At 42.3% G+C, this 17,660-nt stretch carries 19 protein-coding genes; all 19 read right to left on the bottom strand.

Going from position 1 to position 17,660, the window contains the following annotated elements:
• Nucleotides 1-2 precede the first annotated feature (2 nt).
• Complete coding sequence (locus ACXJY6_RS17600; RefSeq protein WP_458769126.1) at nt 3-227, bottom strand: zinc ribbon domain-containing protein; 225 nt, start codon at nt 225-227, stop codon at nt 3-5.
• 414 nt (nt 228-641) lie between these two features.
• Nucleotides 642-2,126 carry a ribosome biogenesis GTPase Der gene (der, locus tag ACXJY6_RS17595; RefSeq protein WP_458769125.1) on the bottom strand — a complete coding sequence of 495 codons (1,485 nt, stop codon included), beginning with the start codon at nt 2,124-2,126 and terminating at the stop codon, nt 642-644.
• Between the two features lie 210 nt (nt 2,127-2,336).
• Nucleotides 2,337-3,494: an outer membrane protein assembly factor BamB gene (bamB, locus tag ACXJY6_RS17590; protein WP_456052443.1), complete on the bottom strand. Its 1,158-nt coding sequence runs from the start codon at nt 3,492-3,494 to the stop codon at nt 2,337-2,339.
• Nucleotides 3,495-3,503: 9 nt separating this feature from the next.
• On the bottom strand, nt 3,504-4,118 hold the full coding sequence (locus ACXJY6_RS17585) for a YfgM family protein (protein ID WP_456052444.1): 615 nt from the start codon (nt 4,116-4,118) through the stop codon (nt 3,504-3,506).
• Nucleotides 4,119-4,174: 56 nt separating this feature from the next.
• A complete protein-coding gene (gene hisS / locus ACXJY6_RS17580) occupies nt 4,175-5,443 on the bottom strand; it encodes a histidine--tRNA ligase (RefSeq protein ID WP_458769124.1) in 1,269 nt (422 codons plus the stop codon).
• A 25-nt stretch (nt 5,444-5,468) separates the two neighbouring features.
• Entirely contained in the window at nt 5,469-6,593 is a 1,125-nt protein-coding gene (gene ispG, locus ACXJY6_RS17575; RefSeq protein WP_456052446.1) for a flavodoxin-dependent (E)-4-hydroxy-3-methylbut-2-enyl-diphosphate synthase, read from the bottom strand.
• A gap of 8 nt (nt 6,594-6,601) precedes the next feature.
• A complete protein-coding gene (locus ACXJY6_RS17570) occupies nt 6,602-7,564 on the bottom strand; it encodes a RodZ domain-containing protein (protein WP_458769123.1) in 963 nt (320 codons plus the stop codon).
• 301 nt (nt 7,565-7,865) lie between these two features.
• Nucleotides 7,866-8,987, bottom strand: a complete 1,122-nt coding sequence (locus ACXJY6_RS17565; protein ID WP_456052448.1) for a dual-specificity RNA methyltransferase RlmN — start codon at nt 8,985-8,987, stop codon at nt 7,866-7,868.
• A gap of 196 nt (nt 8,988-9,183) precedes the next feature.
• Nucleotides 9,184-9,612, bottom strand: a complete 429-nt coding sequence (ndk, locus tag ACXJY6_RS17560; protein WP_458769122.1) for a nucleoside-diphosphate kinase — start codon at nt 9,610-9,612, stop codon at nt 9,184-9,186.
• Nucleotides 9,613-9,680: 68 nt separating this feature from the next.
• A complete protein-coding gene (gene pepB, locus ACXJY6_RS17555; protein ID WP_458769121.1) occupies nt 9,681-10,976 on the bottom strand; it encodes an aminopeptidase PepB in 1,296 nt (431 codons plus the stop codon).
• A 173-nt stretch (nt 10,977-11,149) separates the two neighbouring features.
• Nucleotides 11,150-11,344, bottom strand: a complete 195-nt coding sequence (gene iscX, locus ACXJY6_RS17550) for a Fe-S cluster assembly protein IscX (RefSeq protein ID WP_456052451.1) — start codon at nt 11,342-11,344, stop codon at nt 11,150-11,152.
• A 60-nt stretch (nt 11,345-11,404) separates the two neighbouring features.
• Nucleotides 11,405-11,743, bottom strand: coding sequence for an ISC system 2Fe-2S type ferredoxin (gene fdx / locus ACXJY6_RS17545; RefSeq protein ID WP_458769120.1), 339 nt, complete (start codon nt 11,741-11,743; stop codon nt 11,405-11,407).
• Between the two features lie 9 nt (nt 11,744-11,752).
• A complete protein-coding gene (hscA, locus tag ACXJY6_RS17540; RefSeq protein ID WP_458769119.1) occupies nt 11,753-13,609 on the bottom strand; it encodes a Fe-S protein assembly chaperone HscA in 1,857 nt (618 codons plus the stop codon).
• A 23-nt stretch (nt 13,610-13,632) separates the two neighbouring features.
• Nucleotides 13,633-14,148, bottom strand: a complete 516-nt coding sequence (hscB, locus tag ACXJY6_RS17535) for a co-chaperone HscB (protein WP_456052454.1) — start codon at nt 14,146-14,148, stop codon at nt 13,633-13,635.
• 75 nt (nt 14,149-14,223) lie between these two features.
• Nucleotides 14,224-14,547, bottom strand: coding sequence for an iron-sulfur cluster assembly protein IscA (gene iscA, locus ACXJY6_RS17530; RefSeq protein WP_456052455.1), 324 nt, complete (start codon nt 14,545-14,547; stop codon nt 14,224-14,226).
• An 80-nt stretch (nt 14,548-14,627) separates the two neighbouring features.
• Nucleotides 14,628-15,011 (bottom strand): Fe-S cluster assembly scaffold IscU, encoded by a 384-nt coding sequence (gene iscU / locus ACXJY6_RS17525; protein ID WP_456052456.1) that lies wholly within the window; start codon nt 15,009-15,011, stop codon nt 14,628-14,630.
• 29 nt (nt 15,012-15,040) lie between these two features.
• Nucleotides 15,041-16,255 carry an IscS subfamily cysteine desulfurase gene (locus ACXJY6_RS17520; protein WP_456052457.1) on the bottom strand — a complete coding sequence of 405 codons (1,215 nt, stop codon included), beginning with the start codon at nt 16,253-16,255 and terminating at the stop codon, nt 15,041-15,043.
• A gap of 26 nt (nt 16,256-16,281) precedes the next feature.
• Nucleotides 16,282-16,779, bottom strand: a complete 498-nt coding sequence (iscR, locus tag ACXJY6_RS17515) for a Fe-S cluster assembly transcriptional regulator IscR (protein ID WP_456052458.1) — start codon at nt 16,777-16,779, stop codon at nt 16,282-16,284.
• A gap of 111 nt (nt 16,780-16,890) precedes the next feature.
• Nucleotides 16,891-17,625 carry a tRNA (cytosine(32)/uridine(32)-2'-O)-methyltransferase TrmJ gene (trmJ, locus tag ACXJY6_RS17510; protein WP_456052459.1) on the bottom strand — a complete coding sequence of 245 codons (735 nt, stop codon included), beginning with the start codon at nt 17,623-17,625 and terminating at the stop codon, nt 16,891-16,893.
• Nucleotides 17,626-17,660: the final 35 nt, after the last annotated feature.

Here is a 17,660-nt window from a genome sequence, read left to right as displayed (position 1 = left end):
GCTTAATCCAACTTGTTGAACTTAAACTGGATTTTTGATCTTGATTTCAATTCATTACAACTATTGCAAAAGTAGCCAGCGGCACCACACGCTTGTAATTTCTCAAGTTCAGCATCGCATTTAGGGCAATAACCAATTTTCTTGAAGTGGCTGTCACAGCTCGAGCAATGATATTCACCATCCCCCTCAAGTTCCTTGTTACAACTAGAACAATGATTCTCACTCATTTTTTATCCTTTACTCTTTTACCTTTGAAAACTGTATTTATATTATTGCATCGGAAAAATAGCCAATATGATCTCTATCAGTTGGTCTCAGTTTAATCAGTAAATTGAAGAAAAAGATCGGATTGTGATAAAATAGGATCCTAATCTGATCTTCTGCTTTCAACCAACTGATCAGCGATCTACCCTAAAAAGAACATTTATATAACCACATACCGAAAGCATAAGTTACATGTGCTGTATTTGTATTTTACATGGTATAAAAACCTAAAAGGTTATTTAAATATACACTTAACGATATTTTATAAATAGATCACAATCAAAAAACATAACGATGTAACTTGGATAGAGCAGAATTATGCTTCCTAAAGTAGCCTAAAAATAAAAAACCCAGACTAATTGGTCTGGGTTTTCTCACTATTTTTTGTTCCGATTCTGCATCATCGACATCAGCTTTTTGCGCTTTCTCTCTTGCGATAATGTCTTCTTCTCAGTTTTCATTTCGTAAGGGTTCTCGCTGCTTTGGAAACGAATCTGAATTGGAGTACCCATGATTTCCAGAGATTTACGATAGTAGTTCATTAAATATCGCTTATACGAGTCAGGTAGCTCTTTCACTAAGTTTCCATGAACAACGATAATAGGAGGATTGTATCCACCAGCGTGAGCATATTTCAACTTTACTCGGCGTCCACGAACCATTGGTGGTTGGTGATCATCTTTGGCCATCGTTAAAATTCGAGTCAAGATCGAAGTACTGACTCGTGTTGTCGCAGATTTATAGGCTTCTTCAACCGATTCAAATAAGTGACCAACACCAGTACCATGTAGTGCTGAGATAAAATGAATTCTAGAAAAATCGACAAAACCAAGTCGGCGATCCAATTCTTTTTTCACGTTATCTTTTACATCGGTGTCTAACCCATCCCATTTATTAACGGCAATCACTATTGAGCGCCCTGCGTTTAACGTAAACCCAAGCAGGCTCAAATCTTGATCAGAGATATTTTCTCGCGCATCAATAATCAACAAAACAACGTTAGCATCTTCAATAGCTTTCAGCGTTTTTACCACTGAGAACTTTTCTACCGTTTCATTAATACGCTTACGACGGCGAACTCCTGCGGTATCAATCAGGACATATTCTCGCTCATTCCGTTGCATAGGAATATAAATCGAATCACGGGTTGTACCCGGCATATCATAAACAATGACACGTTCTTCACCGAGAATACGGTTGGTTAGTGTTGATTTTCCCACATTTGGACGACCAATAATAGCGAGCTTAATTGGCTGATCTTGTAGGCGTTTATGCTCAGCTTCGGCTTCTTCTTCAGTATATTCATGGCTATCATCGAATTCGCTGTCTTCGATTCCGGTTAAATCTTGAAGCTCTTCAGCACGTGATGCTTGTATAAATGGGTTTAGTACATGTTCGATGAGTGCCGTAACACCGCGTCCATGAGCGGCCGCAATATGATACATCTGGTCCATACCCAATTGCCAAAAATCAGCACCAGCCTGATCAGCATCGATACCATCAACTTTATTGATAACAAGAAAAGAAGGTTTTTCGGTTTGACGAAGGTGTTGTGCGATAGCTTGATCGGAGGCGGTTAAACCAGCTCGGCCATCAACGAGAAATAACACGATATCCGCTTCTTCCATTGCAAGAAGCGATTGCTTGGCCATTTCCGACTCAACGCCCACTTCATCACCATCAATACCACCAGTATCAATGACAATATAGTCTTGCTCTTCCAACTTGGCTTGACCGTACTTACGATCTCGCGTCAGTCCAGGAAAGTCTGCTACCAATGCATCTCGTGTCCGAGTTAATCGGTTAAAAAGTGTTGATTTACCAACATTGGGTCGACCAACGAGTGCGATAACAGGAACCATAATAACCTCTAGAAAATCTATAAATCTGAATATGTCTTAGACCTAAACTATGCGGCTATATTCCATCAATGGACTAGGCGCAGGTATAAGATAATACTCTGTGATGCTAATTAAATTTTTAACAACATGATAAATGATAAATACATATCAATAAAATGGCCCCTAACTGTTAACAGCCAGGAGCCTAGATCGGGAGTATATCACGAAATATTATTCGATCGTCAGTTTCTTAACATCACCATTTCGGGTAATCACTAAGTAACCATCTGGCAATTCAATTGGTGCCACGGCTAATCCACTTTCGTCGATAAACTGGCGAGCAACAAAATTCCCGGTCGAACGCTCCAACCAATATAGATAACCTTCGCTATCACCAACAACTAAATAATCGTTGAGGACAACAGGATTGGTCAATAAACGGTTTTCTAACTCTTTATTCGTCCAAAGTTCAGCACCACTGCGCGAATCAACCGCGACTAGATGATCGTGGTCGGCCACAATGAAAAGTCTGCCGCCATCGGTTGCCATATCGGATGCTGATGAATATGGGCGTTTCCAAGACACTTTACTACTTCGTAGATCAACCGCAACTAACTGCCCGTTGTATCCAATAGAGTATAATATTCCGCCAATAGCCAATGGGCTTGAGTCTACATCGACTAAACGTTCAATTTCCGTCGCACCTTTTGGTGTTCCCACCGTTTGTTGCCAAATCATTTGACCGTGCGATGAAATGGCAGCGGCTAAACGTCCATTTGGTGTTCCCCAGAAAATCCCACCGGATAAAGCAAGAGGTGAACTGTCACCACGTAAAGTCAGATTAGGTACTTCAGATGCGATAGTCCAACGCTGAGCACCCGTCGTTTGGTCAAGAGCTATTAACGTACCTTCACTGGTATTCACAATAACTAAACCTGCGTCAATTGCAGGAGTGGAAAGAACTTCGCCGGAAACTTTGCTCTTCCACGTCGCCTCTCCAGTCAGAGCGTTAATGGCGTAAACCACACCGTTTTCGCTTCCAATATATAAAGTATTACTGGAAACACTGATTCCGCCGGATAACCGAGGGACGCTCTCTGAATCGATCTTAGTCTTCCAAATTGTCTTACCGTCGCTTGGTGAAATAGCTTTCACCTCACCGTTTCTACTTGCCAAATAAATTCTTTCATAGGCGTAAACTGGCTTCAATTTGGAATAGTAGTGTTCGACACCGTCACTAATGCTAGTGTGCCAAAGCTCAGTTGGCAAAAACTTGCTATTAACCTCTGGTACTGGAACCATAACAACGGTGTCCGTTTCACTAGAACATCCAACTACAGCGCCAGTAATCGTCGCGACGACGAATAGATGTTTCAACCATCTAGTCATGCTTTGCCCTTATTTAGCGAGATCATCTAGTTTTAGTTTTAGCAACTGACTCGCATCATTTTCTTGCTGTGCTTGTGTATAAGCAATATACGCAGCGTCTTTATCCCCTTGAGCCAACACGACATCGCCTTTTAATTCTAAGACTCGTCCTTGCCATCCCTCATGAGTTATTGCTTTAAGCTCTGCTAACGCTTTATCGTAATTAGTTTGCTCAGCAGAAATACGAGCGATACGATAACCAGCAATGGTTTTCAATGCTTCATCACCGCTGTTTGATTTAACCCACTCTAGTTGAACCAACGCTTGATCGAGCTCTTTTGCTTCGATTTGAGCCTTAGCCAACTGAATCGCAGCCAATGACGCATATTCAGAATCACTGTTCGAGTTAATAAATGTCTGAACACTTTCCTGTGCGGACGCGCCATTTTTGCCTAATTCAGCAATTGTAGATTCGTAGCTCTTCGACGCAGCTTCTCTCGCATCTTGTGTTGATGATTGATAAAAGTTCCAACCGCCAATCGCACTTAAACCAACTACAGTGCCAATAATCACGGCTTTGCCGTTTTCTTCCCACCAGCTTTTAATTGCTTCTACTTGTTGTTCTTCGGTATCGTAGAGTTCCACTTGGTGCCCTCTTTACGCAAATGATTATTGTGAACCTTATTGTCCACAACAGATAATTAAATAATGGATTGTAGCTTAACGATGATCTCAGCTTGTTGCATCGTCTCTTGTTGGCCACCAACCAAGTCTTTATACACAACTGTATTATCGGCGACTTCATTTTCACCTAAAACCAATGCTACGGCTGCTCCAACTTTATCGGCACGTTTAAATTGCTTCTTAAAGTTGCCACCACCACAGTGATTCATAATACGAATGCCAGGAATCGTACTGCGCAGCTCTTCCGCCAGTTTAAACCCAGCCGCTGTTGTTCCTTCGCCCGCGGTAACCATATAAACATCAACTTGACGACGAACACTGGCTTGGTTCAACGTTTCCATAAGGAGAACCAAACGTTCCAACCCCATTGCAAAACCAATTCCTGGGGTTGCTTTACCACCGAGTTGTTCTACCAATCCGTCGTAACGCCCGCCACCACATACTGTTCCTTGTGAACCTAAACTTTCAGTGATCCACTCAAATACGGTACGGTTATAGTAATCCAAACCACGAACGAGACGTTGATTTACTGTGTATTCGATACCAGCAGAGTCTAGAAGTTCACATAAATCAGAAAAATGCTGGCGAGAATCCGCATCAAGGTAATCACACAATTGCGGAGCATCACCTAATATGGCTTGAACATCCGGGTTCTTACTGTCTAAAACGCGTAGTGGATTGGTATACATGCGTCGCTTACAGTCTTCATCCAGAACATCCATATGTTGCTCTAAATAGGCAATTAACGCGACACGATATTCTTGACGTGCTTCTGAGGACCCAATCGAGTTGAGTTCAAGACGAACGTGTTCCGCAACGCCAAGCTCTTTCCAAATTCGAGCGGTTAGCATAATCAATTCAGCATCAATATCTGGGCTTTCTACGCCAAAGACTTCTGCGCCACATTGATGAAATTGACGGTAGCGACCTTTCTGCGGGCGCTCGTGGCGGAACATAGGTCCAATATACCAAACTCGCTGTTCTTGATTATACAGAAGGCCGTTTTCGATACCTGCGCGAATACACCCAGCCGTACCTTCTGGACGAAGGGACAAGCTATCACCATTGCGATCGTCAAAGGTATACATTTCCTTTTCAACCACATCAGTGACTTCACCGATCGCTCGGCAGAATAAGTTTGTCATTTCGACAATTGGCATCCGCATTTCACTGTAACCGTAAGACGCAATCACGCCTTTAACGACATTTTCTACTTTTTGCCAAAGTGGCGATTGAGATGGGAGACAATCGTTCATGCCTCGAATTGCTTGAATAGTTTTAGCCACGTAAAGTTACCGTAAAATTAATGAGTTAATTGTCGTCGATCTGGTCAACTGGAATTTGATTGGATTGATCCATCATCGCGGCTTTTGCGCGAATTTTTGCCTCGAGGTTCGAGATCAGATCGTTATTATCAAATCGCTCTTTTTGACGCACACCATCGCTATAAAATGCACTTTTTCGATTACCACCAGCTAGACCAAGGTGAGAGACTTCTGCTTCACCAGGGCCATTTACAACACAACCGATAATCGAAACATCCATTGGCGTCACGATATCTTCAAGTCGCTCTTCCAATGCATTTACTGTTGCTATTACATCAAATTCTTGACGAGAACAACTTGGGCAAGCAATAAAGTTGATACCACGCGAACGGATTCGCAATGATTTCAAAATATCAAAGCCCACTTTAATCTCTTCCACTGGATCGGCTGCGAGCGAAACTCGTAACGTATCACCAATGCCTTCAGAAAGTAACATTCCAAGACCAACGGCTGATTTGACCGATCCTGCTCGTGCCCCACCCGCTTCTGTAATACCCAAGTGTAAAGGTTGATCAATTTTCTGAGCGAGTAAACGATACGAGTCGACTGCGAGGAAGACATCGGAGGCTTTGACACTGACTTTAAATTGGTCGAAGTTAAGTCGATCTAAAATATCAACGTGTCGCATTGCCGATTCAACGAGTGCTTCAGGGGTTGGTTCACCATATTTGACTTGAATCTCTTTCTCAAGAGAACCGCCATTAACCCCGATGCGAATTGGAATGCCTTTATCGCGGGCACAATCAACCACTGAACGGATCCGAGATTCATTGCCAATATTTCCTGGGTTAATCCGCAGACAATCCACGCCATATTCAGCAACCTGAAGGGCGATTCGATAATCGAAATGAATATCAGCGATGAGCGGGATAGAAATTTGCTGCTTGATTTGTTTGAATGCTTCAGCTGCATCCATCGTCGGAACGGAAACACGAACGATGTCAGCACCTACTTTTTCTAGAGCACGAATTTGAGCAACCGTAGCATCAACATCAGTTGTTCGAGTATTGGTCATCGATTGAACGGCAATGGGAGCACCATCACCGATCGGCACGTCACCCACGTATATACGTGTCGATTGGCGACGTTTTATAGGAGAGTTATGTGACATAATTTTATCTAGGGTAAGGTGAATCTTGCTACTTTACCAGAAGTATACCGAGAAAGGTCAACAGGTTCACTTGAATATGTCATAGAAACGGTTTCTGGCGCACCTAAAATCACTTTAAATGGTGCCTGACCATCTAAGCTAACCACTTGGTTCGGCTTTTTAGTGCCAACAGTCAACGTTTTTCCTGTCGCATCGATTATCTGAATCCAACAATCGGCGCTAAATGTCATCACAATGCGTGAATCACTTGCTTCAGTGAGTTCCTTTAAAACTGCATCATTTGACGCTTCTGTAGAAAGGCTTTCTGTCGCTTGTTCTGAAATAACAGATTCCGGAGGATTCGATGACTCATCTCGGACAGGACCTTCAAAACTACCTTCTGTTTGTTCAACAGTAACAGCTTGAGATTCTACTGCTGGGTTTAATACTTCTGTATTCGTCGTTTTTACAACGTTATCTACTTCTTCTACGACTGGTAATTCAACTTGGGCCGTTTGAGTGGCATTGGTATCAGATAATAGAGAATCATTGGACTGATTTTGATACCACCAAATAGAAGAGATCCCAATAACAACGAATATGACTCCGAATGTAATGTAGTTAAGTCGGTTATTGTTGGCTTCATGTTTAGTACGTTCAGAAAAGCTTTTCATTTTCATGTCTACTTCTTGTGGAACTTCTCCACAATAAGAATCGTACGCCGCTAAAATCACATTTTCATCAGCACCAACAACACGTGCATACGATCTCAGGTAACCACGAATAAACGTCTTCTCTTTACCAATACTATCAAAGTCACTGTCATCTAACGATTGAATAACCGCTTCTCTTAGACGTAACTTTTCAGCCACATGTTTTCGAGTTAAGTTTTGTGACTCTCGTTTTTGCAAAAGCAATGTGCCCGGTTTCTCAACCACATGAATATGTGGCTTTATAACCTCAGGTTGCATATCTAGCAATTCATTATTCATTCGCAGTTTCTATCTCTTATTGGTGACGTCATAAGTATTCTGTATCGATTATTTATTTTTTTTATGCGGAGAATATTTATGAGTTCAAAATATTAATTTCTTAAACTGTTTATGCTTCAACCTTTTAAATATAGCTGAATTTAATATATTTGGTTATTCTAAAGATTAATTAGCGTTACACAACAGGAATACCGACATTTACAAGTCGGTGAATTAGATCTTTTTCACTATATTGACAGTTGTATATTTAAACAACTGCCTAGATTATGCAATACCCAAGTCTAAATCTGGATTTAATTGATTAATATACAGTTTTGACTGAAATATCGCTACCAGATACCTGTGTTTTAGTACGTTTTGTCCGATCGATGACATCTCCGACTAACTGACCACAAGCCGCATCAATATCATCTCCACGTGTTTTTCTCACTGTGACAGTATAATCGTGACTCATCAATGCTTTCATAAAACGGTCAATTCTAGAATTGCTTGGCTTTTTATAAGGGGATCCTGGATAAGGATTAAACGGAATAAGATTAATCTTACATGGTGTATCTTTCATGAGTTCTGCTAACTCATGAGCATGCTCTGTTCCATCATTAATATGATCGAGTAGTACATATTCTACCGTTACTTTGCCTCGATTGGCGTTGGACGTTGCAATATAGCGGCGCACAGAACTTAAAAAGTCTTCGATATCCCAACGATCATTAATTGGCATAATCTCACTACGGAGTTTGTCATTCGGTGCATGCAATGAGATTGCCAACGCGACATCGATACGGTCAGTCATTTGGTCAAGACCAGACACGACACCCGATGTCGACACGGTAATGCGACGTTTTGATAAACCAAACCCCAAGTCATCGAGCATTATTTCTAATGACGGAATGAGATTTTTCATATTAAGTAATGGCTCACCCATGCCCATCATTACAATGTTGGTAATAGGTCGACGCCCTGTTTCTTTCTGTAGACCAATTTCACGGGCAGCTCGCCAAACCTGTCCAATAATTTCAGACACTCTAAGGTTGCGATTAAATCCCTGTTGTGCAGTCGAGCAAAACTTACATTCCAACGCACACCCAACCTGTGACGAAACACAGAGTGTGGCGCGATCTTCATCGGGAATGTAAACCGTCTCCACGTCTTGGTCGCCAACTTTCATTGCCCATTTTATCGTGCCATCTGTGGAGTGCTGTGCTTCAGAAACAGTAGGAGCGATTATTTCGCAGTGACGCATCAGTTTTTCACGTAACTTTTTGTTGATGTTACTCATCAGCTCAAAGTCATCGTAGCCAAAATGGTAGATCCACTTCATCACTTGATCAGCACGAAATGCCTTTTCTCCTAGCTCTTCAGAAAAAAACGTACGCATTCCTTCTCGATCAAAATCAAGCAAATTGACTTTACGAATAGTCATGAAACCTCACTACACCAAACACAAAATTAGGGCGCGAATTGTACAGCCTTTAAACACCGACAACAAGCGCTCGATTGGGTGAGAATTAACATGATATTGATTTAACTATAAATTCACTAGAAACGTGAATGTAGGAAGAAATAGGCTTCTGCTTTTTCTAGCAAAAGCCCATTCAATCGAGGTAAAGATTTAGGAGTTACTGGCGAGGACATATTTCAGACTGTGGAAAAAAGAACTCGATTTCACGAGCTGCTGAAGCAGGACTGTCACTACCATGAACGGAGTTTAAGCGCATGCTTATCGCATAATCAGCTCGGATAGTACCGCAAGCCGCTTCTTCTGGATTAGTTTTACCCATAAGTTCACGATAGCGGCTGATAGCATTTTCACCTTCAAGCACTTGAACCATTATTGGTCCAGATGTCATCAGCTCTTTTAGACCTTCAAAAAATGGTTTTCCTTCATGTTCAGCATAAAAGCTACTCGCTTGCTCTTCAGTAAGTTGAACCATTTTAGCCGCAATGATTTGTAAGCCAGCTTTTTCTATACGGTTATAAATTTCACCGACTAAATTACGCTTTACAGCATCAGGTTTTACAATTGAAAATGTTCTTTCTAGAGCCATATTATTCTATCCTTTTTATCGTTATTATTTAATGCTAACTATTTGATTATTCTTTTTATCTATCCAATTTACTTAGCTAGGGTGTTGAGAATACCAGCCAAAGTTCGTATCCCTGTACCCGTAGCACCTGCAGCCCAACGCTCAGAAGCTGACTTACGGTAAGTCGCTGCACAATCAAAATGTAGCCAACCTTGTTGGTAGTTGTCCACAAAGTATGACAAAAATGCGGCAGCGGTCGTCGCTCCTGGTGAATAATCACCGGAACTGATATTTGATAGGTCGGCAAAATTCGAAGGCAGCATATCACGATGGAATGGCTCTAGTGGCAAAGGCCATAATCCTTCGTTCTCTGATTTCGCGACTTTTAGCGCAGTCGATGAAAGCTTTTCATCGAAGCTAAACAACGCGTGATAATCATTGCCTAATGCATGTTTTGCAGAGCCCGTCAAAGTCGCACAATCGATGATCAGTTTTGGATTTTGCTCACTCGCATAAATTAATCCATCTGCCAAAACTAGACGCCCTTCTGCATCTGTATTCATTATTTCAACGGTTTTCCCGTTTTTATACGTAATAATGTCGCCCAATTTCAACGCATGACCAGACACCATATTTTCAGCACAACATAGAACGAGTTTCACCCGTTGATTCAGACCGCGCATAATGGCTAGTGCAAGACCACCGGTTACAGTTGCAGCTCCTCCCATATCGGTTTTCATTGCGGTCATCATATTGGACGGTTTAAGGCTATAACCACCTGAATCAAACGTAATTCCTTTCCCAACCAAACATGCGGCAACGGGAGCATTCTCATCACCTGTTGGGTTGTAATCCAGCTGTAACATCGCAGACGTGCGCTCTGAACCACGTCCAACTGCAAATATCCCAGCCCAACCTTCGGTCAACAAATCTTTGTCTTTCACCACTTTAAACGAAACATGCTCAGGCGCGAGACTCTTAATAAATTCTGCTGCCATAGTGGCGAGCTGCCTTGGCCCAACTTCTTCAGCACTGCGATTAATAATGTCACATGTCCAATTTGCGGCTTTAATGCGAGACTCAAGTTCAACCGTTGTATTGGCGTCAAGATCACTCCACTCAAGCTTATTTAGTTTCTTTGCTTCCCGGTAACCTAGGTAAAAAGACCAAATCGATTCAAGATCCCACCCTTCCCCTGCCAATATGACATTGCGTAGTCCCTGAGAGTCAATTTTTCTTGCGGCTCGCTGAATAGTTTGAAGGCTTGGTTGCATGGAGCTAAGGTGAATAGTGGTGCCATTTTCTGAATATGAGACGATTGCCTTTTCACCCCATTGAGTCGGGGCTGATTTACGAGATAAATACACTGACATTTGTTGAGACATGGTTTCTCCTTGTCCATAGGTGGTGTTATTTTCACCATTAGATTCATACCATTACTTAATGATGTTGCATTATCAACGACAAATATGTCAACTGAATAAAAAAAAGCGAACAAACGTTCGCTTTTTTCTCTAAATAATCATTAATTTGTGATTTAAAACACCATGTTGGCGGCCTAATCCATCTCATCCATCCAACACAAAATGACGGCTTCTAAAATTTTTTCATTTGATCGCTCTGGCTCATCATCGAAATCTTCTAAATCCAGAATCCATTGATGTAAATCGGTAAAGCGTACATTCTTTGGTTCAAGATCTGGGTATAGCTCGCACAGCTCAATGGCTATGTCTCGGGAATCTGTCCATTTCATAGTCTTATCCTATCTATCAGCATATCGCCTACACGAATAACGCTCGCGTGGGTAAATGAATTAATGATCTTCAGACGCGTGGTTTAACGTGTACTTCGGAATTTCAACCACCAAGTCTTCATTAGTGACAGAAGCTTGACAACCAAGGCGAGATTCAGGCTCCAGTCCCCATGCTTTGTCGAGCATATCATCTTCCAACTCATCACTTTCAGCCAATGAGTCAAACCCCTCACGAACAATCACATGACAGGTAGTACAAGCGCACGATTTCTCGCAAGCGTGTTCAATAGCAATGCCGTTTTTCAAGGCAACATCTAGTACCGTTTCACCGGTCTTTGCTTCAAGTACCGCACCTTCTGGGCAAAGTTCTTCATGAGGTAGAACAATAATCTTTGGCATCTTTTTTCTCTACTCTAATTCATTTACAGATTGGCCAGCGAGCGCAGCACGAATAGATTTATCCATTCGACGCGATGCAAAATCTTGGCTCACTTTATCTATGTCTTTGATACCTTGCTCAATGGCATCGGCATCTTCACCATTACGTAAGACGATTAAGGACTCAATGGATTCAAGAATGACATTTCGTTCTTGTTCTGAGAGCAACTCATCTCCATCTGCTTGCATCGCCGCGATCAACCCTTCGATAACCCGATCAGATTCAACTCTCTGCTCAGTTAGTGCTCGAAGCTGCATGTCTTGCTCAGCGAATGTCATAGAGTCGGTGAGCATATTTGCCACTTCATCGTCACTCAAACCATAAGAAGGTTTCACTTGGATTTCTGCGTGAACGCCCGTGCTTTTTTCCATCGCGGTTACCGACAATAACCCATCAGCATCCACTTGGTAGGTCACTCGAATATGAGCAGCACCAGCCGTCATTGGTGGGATACCTTTCAGAGCAAAGCGAGCTAATGAACGACAATCATCAACCATCTCCCGTTCGCCTTGCACTGTGTGCACCGTCATTGCCGTTTGACCATCTTTGAATGTGGTAAATTCTTGGGCACGTGCAACTGGAATCGTGGTATTACGAGGGATGATCTTTTCAACAAGACCGCCCATGGTTTCAATACCAAGTGACAATGGGATAACATCGAGCAATAGCATTTCAGAATCGGGCTTATTGCCAACCAAAATGTCGGCTTGAATGCCAGCACCAATCGCAACCACTTCATCTGGGTTGATGCTAGTAAGTGGCTCTCGACCGAAGAAATCTCCGACCATTTCACGTACCAACAGAGTACGAGTCGAACCACCGACCATAACCACTTGAAGAACATCATCACTGCTTACATCAGCATCTTTTAGTGCACGACGACAAGAAAGTAGTGTCTTCTTCACTAATGGTGTAATCAGTTCATTCATTTGGTCGCGAGTAATCGTACCGTTCCATCCCAAAACCGAAACAGAAGTGGAAGTGTCACTTGAAAGTGCTACTTTAGCTTCATTTGCCGCATCAACAAGTGCTCGATACTCACTGGCACCGAGTTTACCACTGAGGCCAGCTTGTTCTTTAATATGATCAGCAATAAGTTGGTCAAAGTCATCTCCGCCTAAAGCCGAGTCACCACCGGTCGCTAAAACTTCAAATACCCCTTTAGATAATCGAAGAATCGAGATATCAAAGGTACCACCACCTAAATCGTAAACGGCAATAACACCTTCTTGACCAGAATCGAGACCGTAAGCAATAGCGGCTGCCGTTGGTTCATTGAGTAAACGTAAAACATGCAGCCCAGCAAGTGTTGCCGCGTCTTTGGTACTTGCACGCTGAGCATCATCGAAATACGCAGGAACCGTGATTACAACGCCAGCAAGTTCACCATCTAGTGCACGTTCAGCTCGTTGGCCAAGCGCCCGTAATATATCGGCAGAGACTTGAACTGGATTCTTATCTCCGGCTGGTGTTTGAAGTATTGGTAACCCGTTTTCACTCGATAAAAATTCGTGAGGCACATCGGGGTAGCGCTGTTTAATGTCATCAAGCGAACGACCAATAAGGCGTTTAACCGAAATAATCGTATTCACAGGATCTGCTTGCGCTTTCGCCTTAGCCGCATGCCCTACCAATGTCTCTTCTGCACTGTAATGCACAACTGAAGGAAGAATGGCTTCGCCATGCTCATCACGTAAAGCTTGAGCATCGCCGCTTCGTACCGTGGTAACCAAAGAGTTTGTGGTTCCTAAATCGATACCTGCCGCCAATTTATGCTGATGAGGAGCAGAGCTTTGCCCTGGTTCAGCGATTTGAAGTAATGCCATTGAACGTTCCTTTTATATTGACGTTACCCGAGTAATCTATCTTCTACTCGCGCCACTTCATCTTTTAGTTTGGCAATAAATTTGAGCTTTCGTACGGTTGATGCTGCTTGATTCCATTGAGATTCTTCTAATTCAACCGCCACAGCCTTAAGCATGGCTTTATACTGTTCCCCAACCTTACCATCAAAGTCAAACAGTGCAGCTTCCACATCACTGGAAGATTCAATCTCTTCTAGCTCTTCTCGTAAAAGCATCTGTTGCATTAAAAATTCGGGATCTTGCATTGTTTGCTGCTCACCACGGATATCAACACCATTGATGGCCAACATATACTCTGCTCGAGTGATAGGGTTCTTCAATACTTGATAAGCATCATTGATTTCAGACGCTTTTTGAACAGCCGCCAACTTTTCTTTCTCACTACCCGTGGCAACATTGTCTGGATGAAAACGCTTTTGCAACTCTCGGAACTGAGAAGCGAGAAAACTGCCATCAAGTGAAAAATGTTCTGGCAGCTCAAATAATTTGAAATAACTCATGGAAGATTTAATCCTGAACTTTCGGTGTTCACCGCTAACAACATAAATTAACGTTTCGCGCTAGCATCGTTCAATTTAAACGTTGAAGCTCTCGCCACAACCACACTCGCCTTTAATATTTGGGTTGTTAAATTCAAAGCCTTCATTTAAGCCTTGTTTAACATAATCAAGTTGAGTGCCATCGAGATAAACCAAACTTTTAGGGTCAACAACAACGTTAACTCCGTGATCTTCGAAGACTTGATCTTCTTCATTTACATCATCTACAAATTCAAGCACATAGGCCATACCAGAACAGCCAGTAGTTCTAACGCCTAAACGCAGGCCAAAGCCTTTTCCACGGTTATCCAAAAAGTTTCTAACTCGTGTTGCAGCAGCTTCTGATAATGTGATGCCCATACCGCTAAACCTTAAAAAATATAAATAATTGAAATAAATTAAATTGGGAGTCTATCTGAGACTCCCAATCAGACTACTTGTTATGCGTCGTGCTTTTGCTTGTAATCGGCAACAGCTGCCTTAATCGCATCTTCTGCAAGAATTGAACAGTGAACTTTTACCGGAGGAAGCTCAAGCTCTTCTGCAATTTCAGAGTTCTTCAATGCGGCCGCTTCTTCAAGTGACTTGCCTTTTACCCACTCTGTTACCAACGAACTCGATGCGATTGCACTACCACAACCGTACGTTTTAAACTTAGCATCTTCGATAATGCCCTCTTCAGATACTTTGATCTGAAGTTTCATTACATCACCACATGCGGGTGCGCCAACCATACCACTACCAATACTTGGATCTTCTTTATCAAAAGCGCCAACGTTGCGTGGATTTTCGTAATGATCGATTACTTTTTCGCTATAAGCCATAATTATTTCCCTCTATCTGTTTGAAGTGATTAGTGATGCGCCCATTCTACGGTGCTTAAATCAACTCCCTCTTTATACATATCCCATAGAGGTGACATGTCGCGTAATTTCGTTACTGCTACTCGAATTTGTTCCACAGCATAATCGATTTCCTCTTCAGTGGTAAAACGACCGAAAGAAAAGCGTACTGAGCTGTGTGCAAGTTCATCATCGAGACCTAATGCTCGTAATACATAAGACGGTTCAAGGCTCGCCGACGTACATGCGCTACCAGATGACACTGCTAGATCTTTTAGTGACATTAATAGAGACTCACCTTCAACAAAGGCAAAGCTTACATTTAAGTTGTGAGGAACACGTTGCTCTAGATCACCATTGACGGTGACGGCTTCCATATCTTTTACACCCTCTAACAAACGATTACGCAGCGCGAGTGCATGATCATAATCCTTTTGCATATCGAGTTTTGCAACTCGGAAAGCTTCGCCCATTCCAACAATCTGGTGAGTTGCAAGAGTACCAGAACGGAAACCACGTTCATGGCCACCACCATGCATCTGCGCTTCTAAACGGATACGAGGTTTACGGCTTACATATAAAGCACCAATGCCTTTAGGACCGTATATTTTATGAGCAGAAAGTGAAATTAAATCTACTTTAAGTTCTTGAACATCAATCGGTAGCTTACCCGCTGACTGAGCCGCATCAACATGGAATACAACTTTACGCTCACGGCATAACTCACCAATCGCTGCGATATCTTGTATCACACCAATTTCATTATTCACATGCATAATAGACACGAGAATAGTGTCTTCACGCATCGCCGCTTCTAATTTAGCAAGATCGATTAATCCATTGCTTTCAGGTGCGAGGTAAGTAACTTCAAAGCCTTCACGTTCTAATTGACGACATGGATCTAAAACCGCTTTATGCTCGGTTTTACAGGTAATAATATGCTTGCCTTTCTTGCCATAAAAGTGAGCAGCACCTTTAATGGCAAGGTTATCAGACTCTGTTGCTCCAGAGGTAAACACAATTTCTCGAGGATCTGCATTCAACAAATCAGCAATTTGCTCACGTGCCGTGTCTACCACTTCCTCTGCCTGCCAACCATAACGATGTGAACGAGAAGCTGGATTTCCAAAATTTCCATCCATCGTCATGCATTGAACCATTTTTTCGGCAACGCGCTGATCAACAGGACATGTTGCTGAATAATCAAAATAAATAGGCAGTTTCATTCTTTACTCCAATGTAGACAAAACGACTATGAACGAACACTAACGTTTGAATTAACGCTTTGAGTCGCATGTCCATGATTTACTGTTAATTCGATTTCTTGGCGGTCTGCAATATCTAAGACATTATTGTCTACCATCAATTGACCAAGAGTTATGTTATTGAGGAAATCGCTAATGCGAGAGCTTAAATCACACCATAATGTGTGTGTTAAGCAGCGAACCCCGCCTTGGCAATCGCCTTTACCTGCGCATTTCGTGGCATCAACGGATTCATCAACTGCATCAATGACATGACCAACCGAAATAGTATCAGGTTCCTGACCGAGGCGATAACCACCTCCCGGACCACGTACACTTGCTACCAAGCCTGCTTTACGTAACTTAGCAAATAATTGCTCTAGGTAAGACAGCGAAATTCCCTGACGTTCGGAGATATCCGCCAATGGGACGGGGTTATCTTGTGAATTCAGAGCTACGTCGAGTATCGCAGTAACTGCATATCTTCCTTTTGATGTAAGTCTCATATTCTATTTTCCACACCGTTTATGTGGGTAGAATTTTTTCATACCTGACTAAAATGGTCAAGTATTAATTTGACTATTTTAGTCAAGTATTTACCCCCTAACTCAGCAAGGTTATTTCTTCAGTATAATCGACTTATTTATCGCAGTTAGAATGCCACGCATAATGTTTAGTTCTTGTGATTCTGGTCGGGCACGACTATATAGACGGCGTAATTTATTCATAACTTGGTTTGGCTTATCTTGCTCTATAAACTGGGTATTCACTAAGACACTTTCAAGGTGTTGATAGAACATTTCCAACTCTTTGTGATGTGGGTAGTCTTTTATCTCTTGCTCAACCGTTGCTTTTTTTGACTCGTTATCAAGATACGCCATCCGTATTTCATAACTAAGCGTTTGTACTGCCATCGCCAAATTCAGTGAACTGTATTCTGGGTTCGCTGGAATTGCGACATGATAATGACAAAGTTGCAACTCTTCATTGGTTAAGCCAGTGCGTTCGCGACCAAAAACTAAAGCGACTTGATGGCGCTGGCCTTCTTGAGCAAGCTTCTCACCACATTCTCTTGAATTCATCATCGGCCAATCTAGAGTTCGCGAGCGAGCACTCGTTCCTACCACTAAACCACACTCTTGTACTGCTTCCGCCACCGTTTCAACGATGCGAGCATTTAATGCAATATCACTTGCACCTGCCGCGAGCGCAATAGCTTGAGCATCCACTTCACACTGTGGATCGACCAATATCATACGGCTCAACCCCATTACTTTCATTGCACGAGCCGCAGATCCGATATTACCGGAATGAGACGTCCCAACGAGAACAACGTTAACTTGATCGAGCATGAAAAAATGCATCCTTAGAGTAGGGAATTTTAGAA

The sequence above is a fragment of the Vibrio phycocola genome (assembly GCF_054404255.1).
This window is presented reverse-complemented; position numbering and strand designations above follow the sequence as displayed.

Bases quoted from the DNA above. Each gene is read 5' to 3' on its own strand.
- ACXJY6_RS17600 (WP_458769126.1), bottom strand. From the start codon at position 227: ATGAGTGAGAATCATTGTTCTAGTTGTAACAAGGAACTTGAGGGGGAT.
- der (WP_458769125.1), bottom strand. From the start codon at position 2,126: ATGGTTCCTGTTATCGCACTCGTTGGTCGACCCAATGTTGGTAAATCA.
- bamB (WP_456052443.1), bottom strand. From the start codon at position 3,494: ATGACTAGATGGTTGAAACATCTATTCGTCGTCGCGACGATTACTGGC.
- ispG (WP_456052446.1), bottom strand. From the start codon at position 6,593: ATGTCACATAACTCTCCTATAAAACGTCGCCAATCGACACGTATATAC.
- ACXJY6_RS17570 (WP_458769123.1), bottom strand. From the start codon at position 7,564: ATGAATAATGAATTGCTAGATATGCAACCTGAGGTTATAAAGCCACAT.
- ACXJY6_RS17565 (WP_456052448.1), bottom strand. From the start codon at position 8,987: ATGACTATTCGTAAAGTCAATTTGCTTGATTTTGATCGAGAAGGAATG.
- ndk (WP_458769122.1), bottom strand. From the start codon at position 9,612: ATGGCTCTAGAAAGAACATTTTCAATTGTAAAACCTGATGCTGTAAAG.
- pepB (WP_458769121.1), bottom strand. From the start codon at position 10,976: ATGTCTCAACAAATGTCAGTGTATTTATCTCGTAAATCAGCCCCGACT.
- iscX (WP_456052451.1), bottom strand. From the start codon at position 11,344: ATGAAATGGACAGATTCCCGAGACATAGCCATTGAGCTGTGCGAGCTA.
- fdx (WP_458769120.1), bottom strand. From the start codon at position 11,743: ATGCCAAAGATTATTGTTCTACCTCATGAAGAACTTTGCCCAGAAGGT.
- hscA (WP_458769119.1), bottom strand. From the start codon at position 13,609: ATGGCATTACTTCAAATCGCTGAACCAGGGCAAAGCTCTGCTCCTCAT.
- hscB (WP_456052454.1), bottom strand. From the start codon at position 14,148: ATGAGTTATTTCAAATTATTTGAGCTGCCAGAACATTTTTCACTTGAT.
- iscA (WP_456052455.1), bottom strand. From the start codon at position 14,547: ATGGGCATCACATTATCAGAAGCTGCTGCAACACGAGTTAGAAACTTT.
- iscU (WP_456052456.1), bottom strand. From the start codon at position 15,011: ATGGCTTATAGCGAAAAAGTAATCGATCATTACGAAAATCCACGCAAC.
- ACXJY6_RS17520 (WP_456052457.1), bottom strand. From the start codon at position 16,255: ATGAAACTGCCTATTTATTTTGATTATTCAGCAACATGTCCTGTTGAT.
- iscR (WP_456052458.1), bottom strand. From the start codon at position 16,779: ATGAGACTTACATCAAAAGGAAGATATGCAGTTACTGCGATACTCGAC.
- trmJ (WP_456052459.1), bottom strand. From the start codon at position 17,625: ATGCTCGATCAAGTTAACGTTGTTCTCGTTGGGACGTCTCATTCCGGT.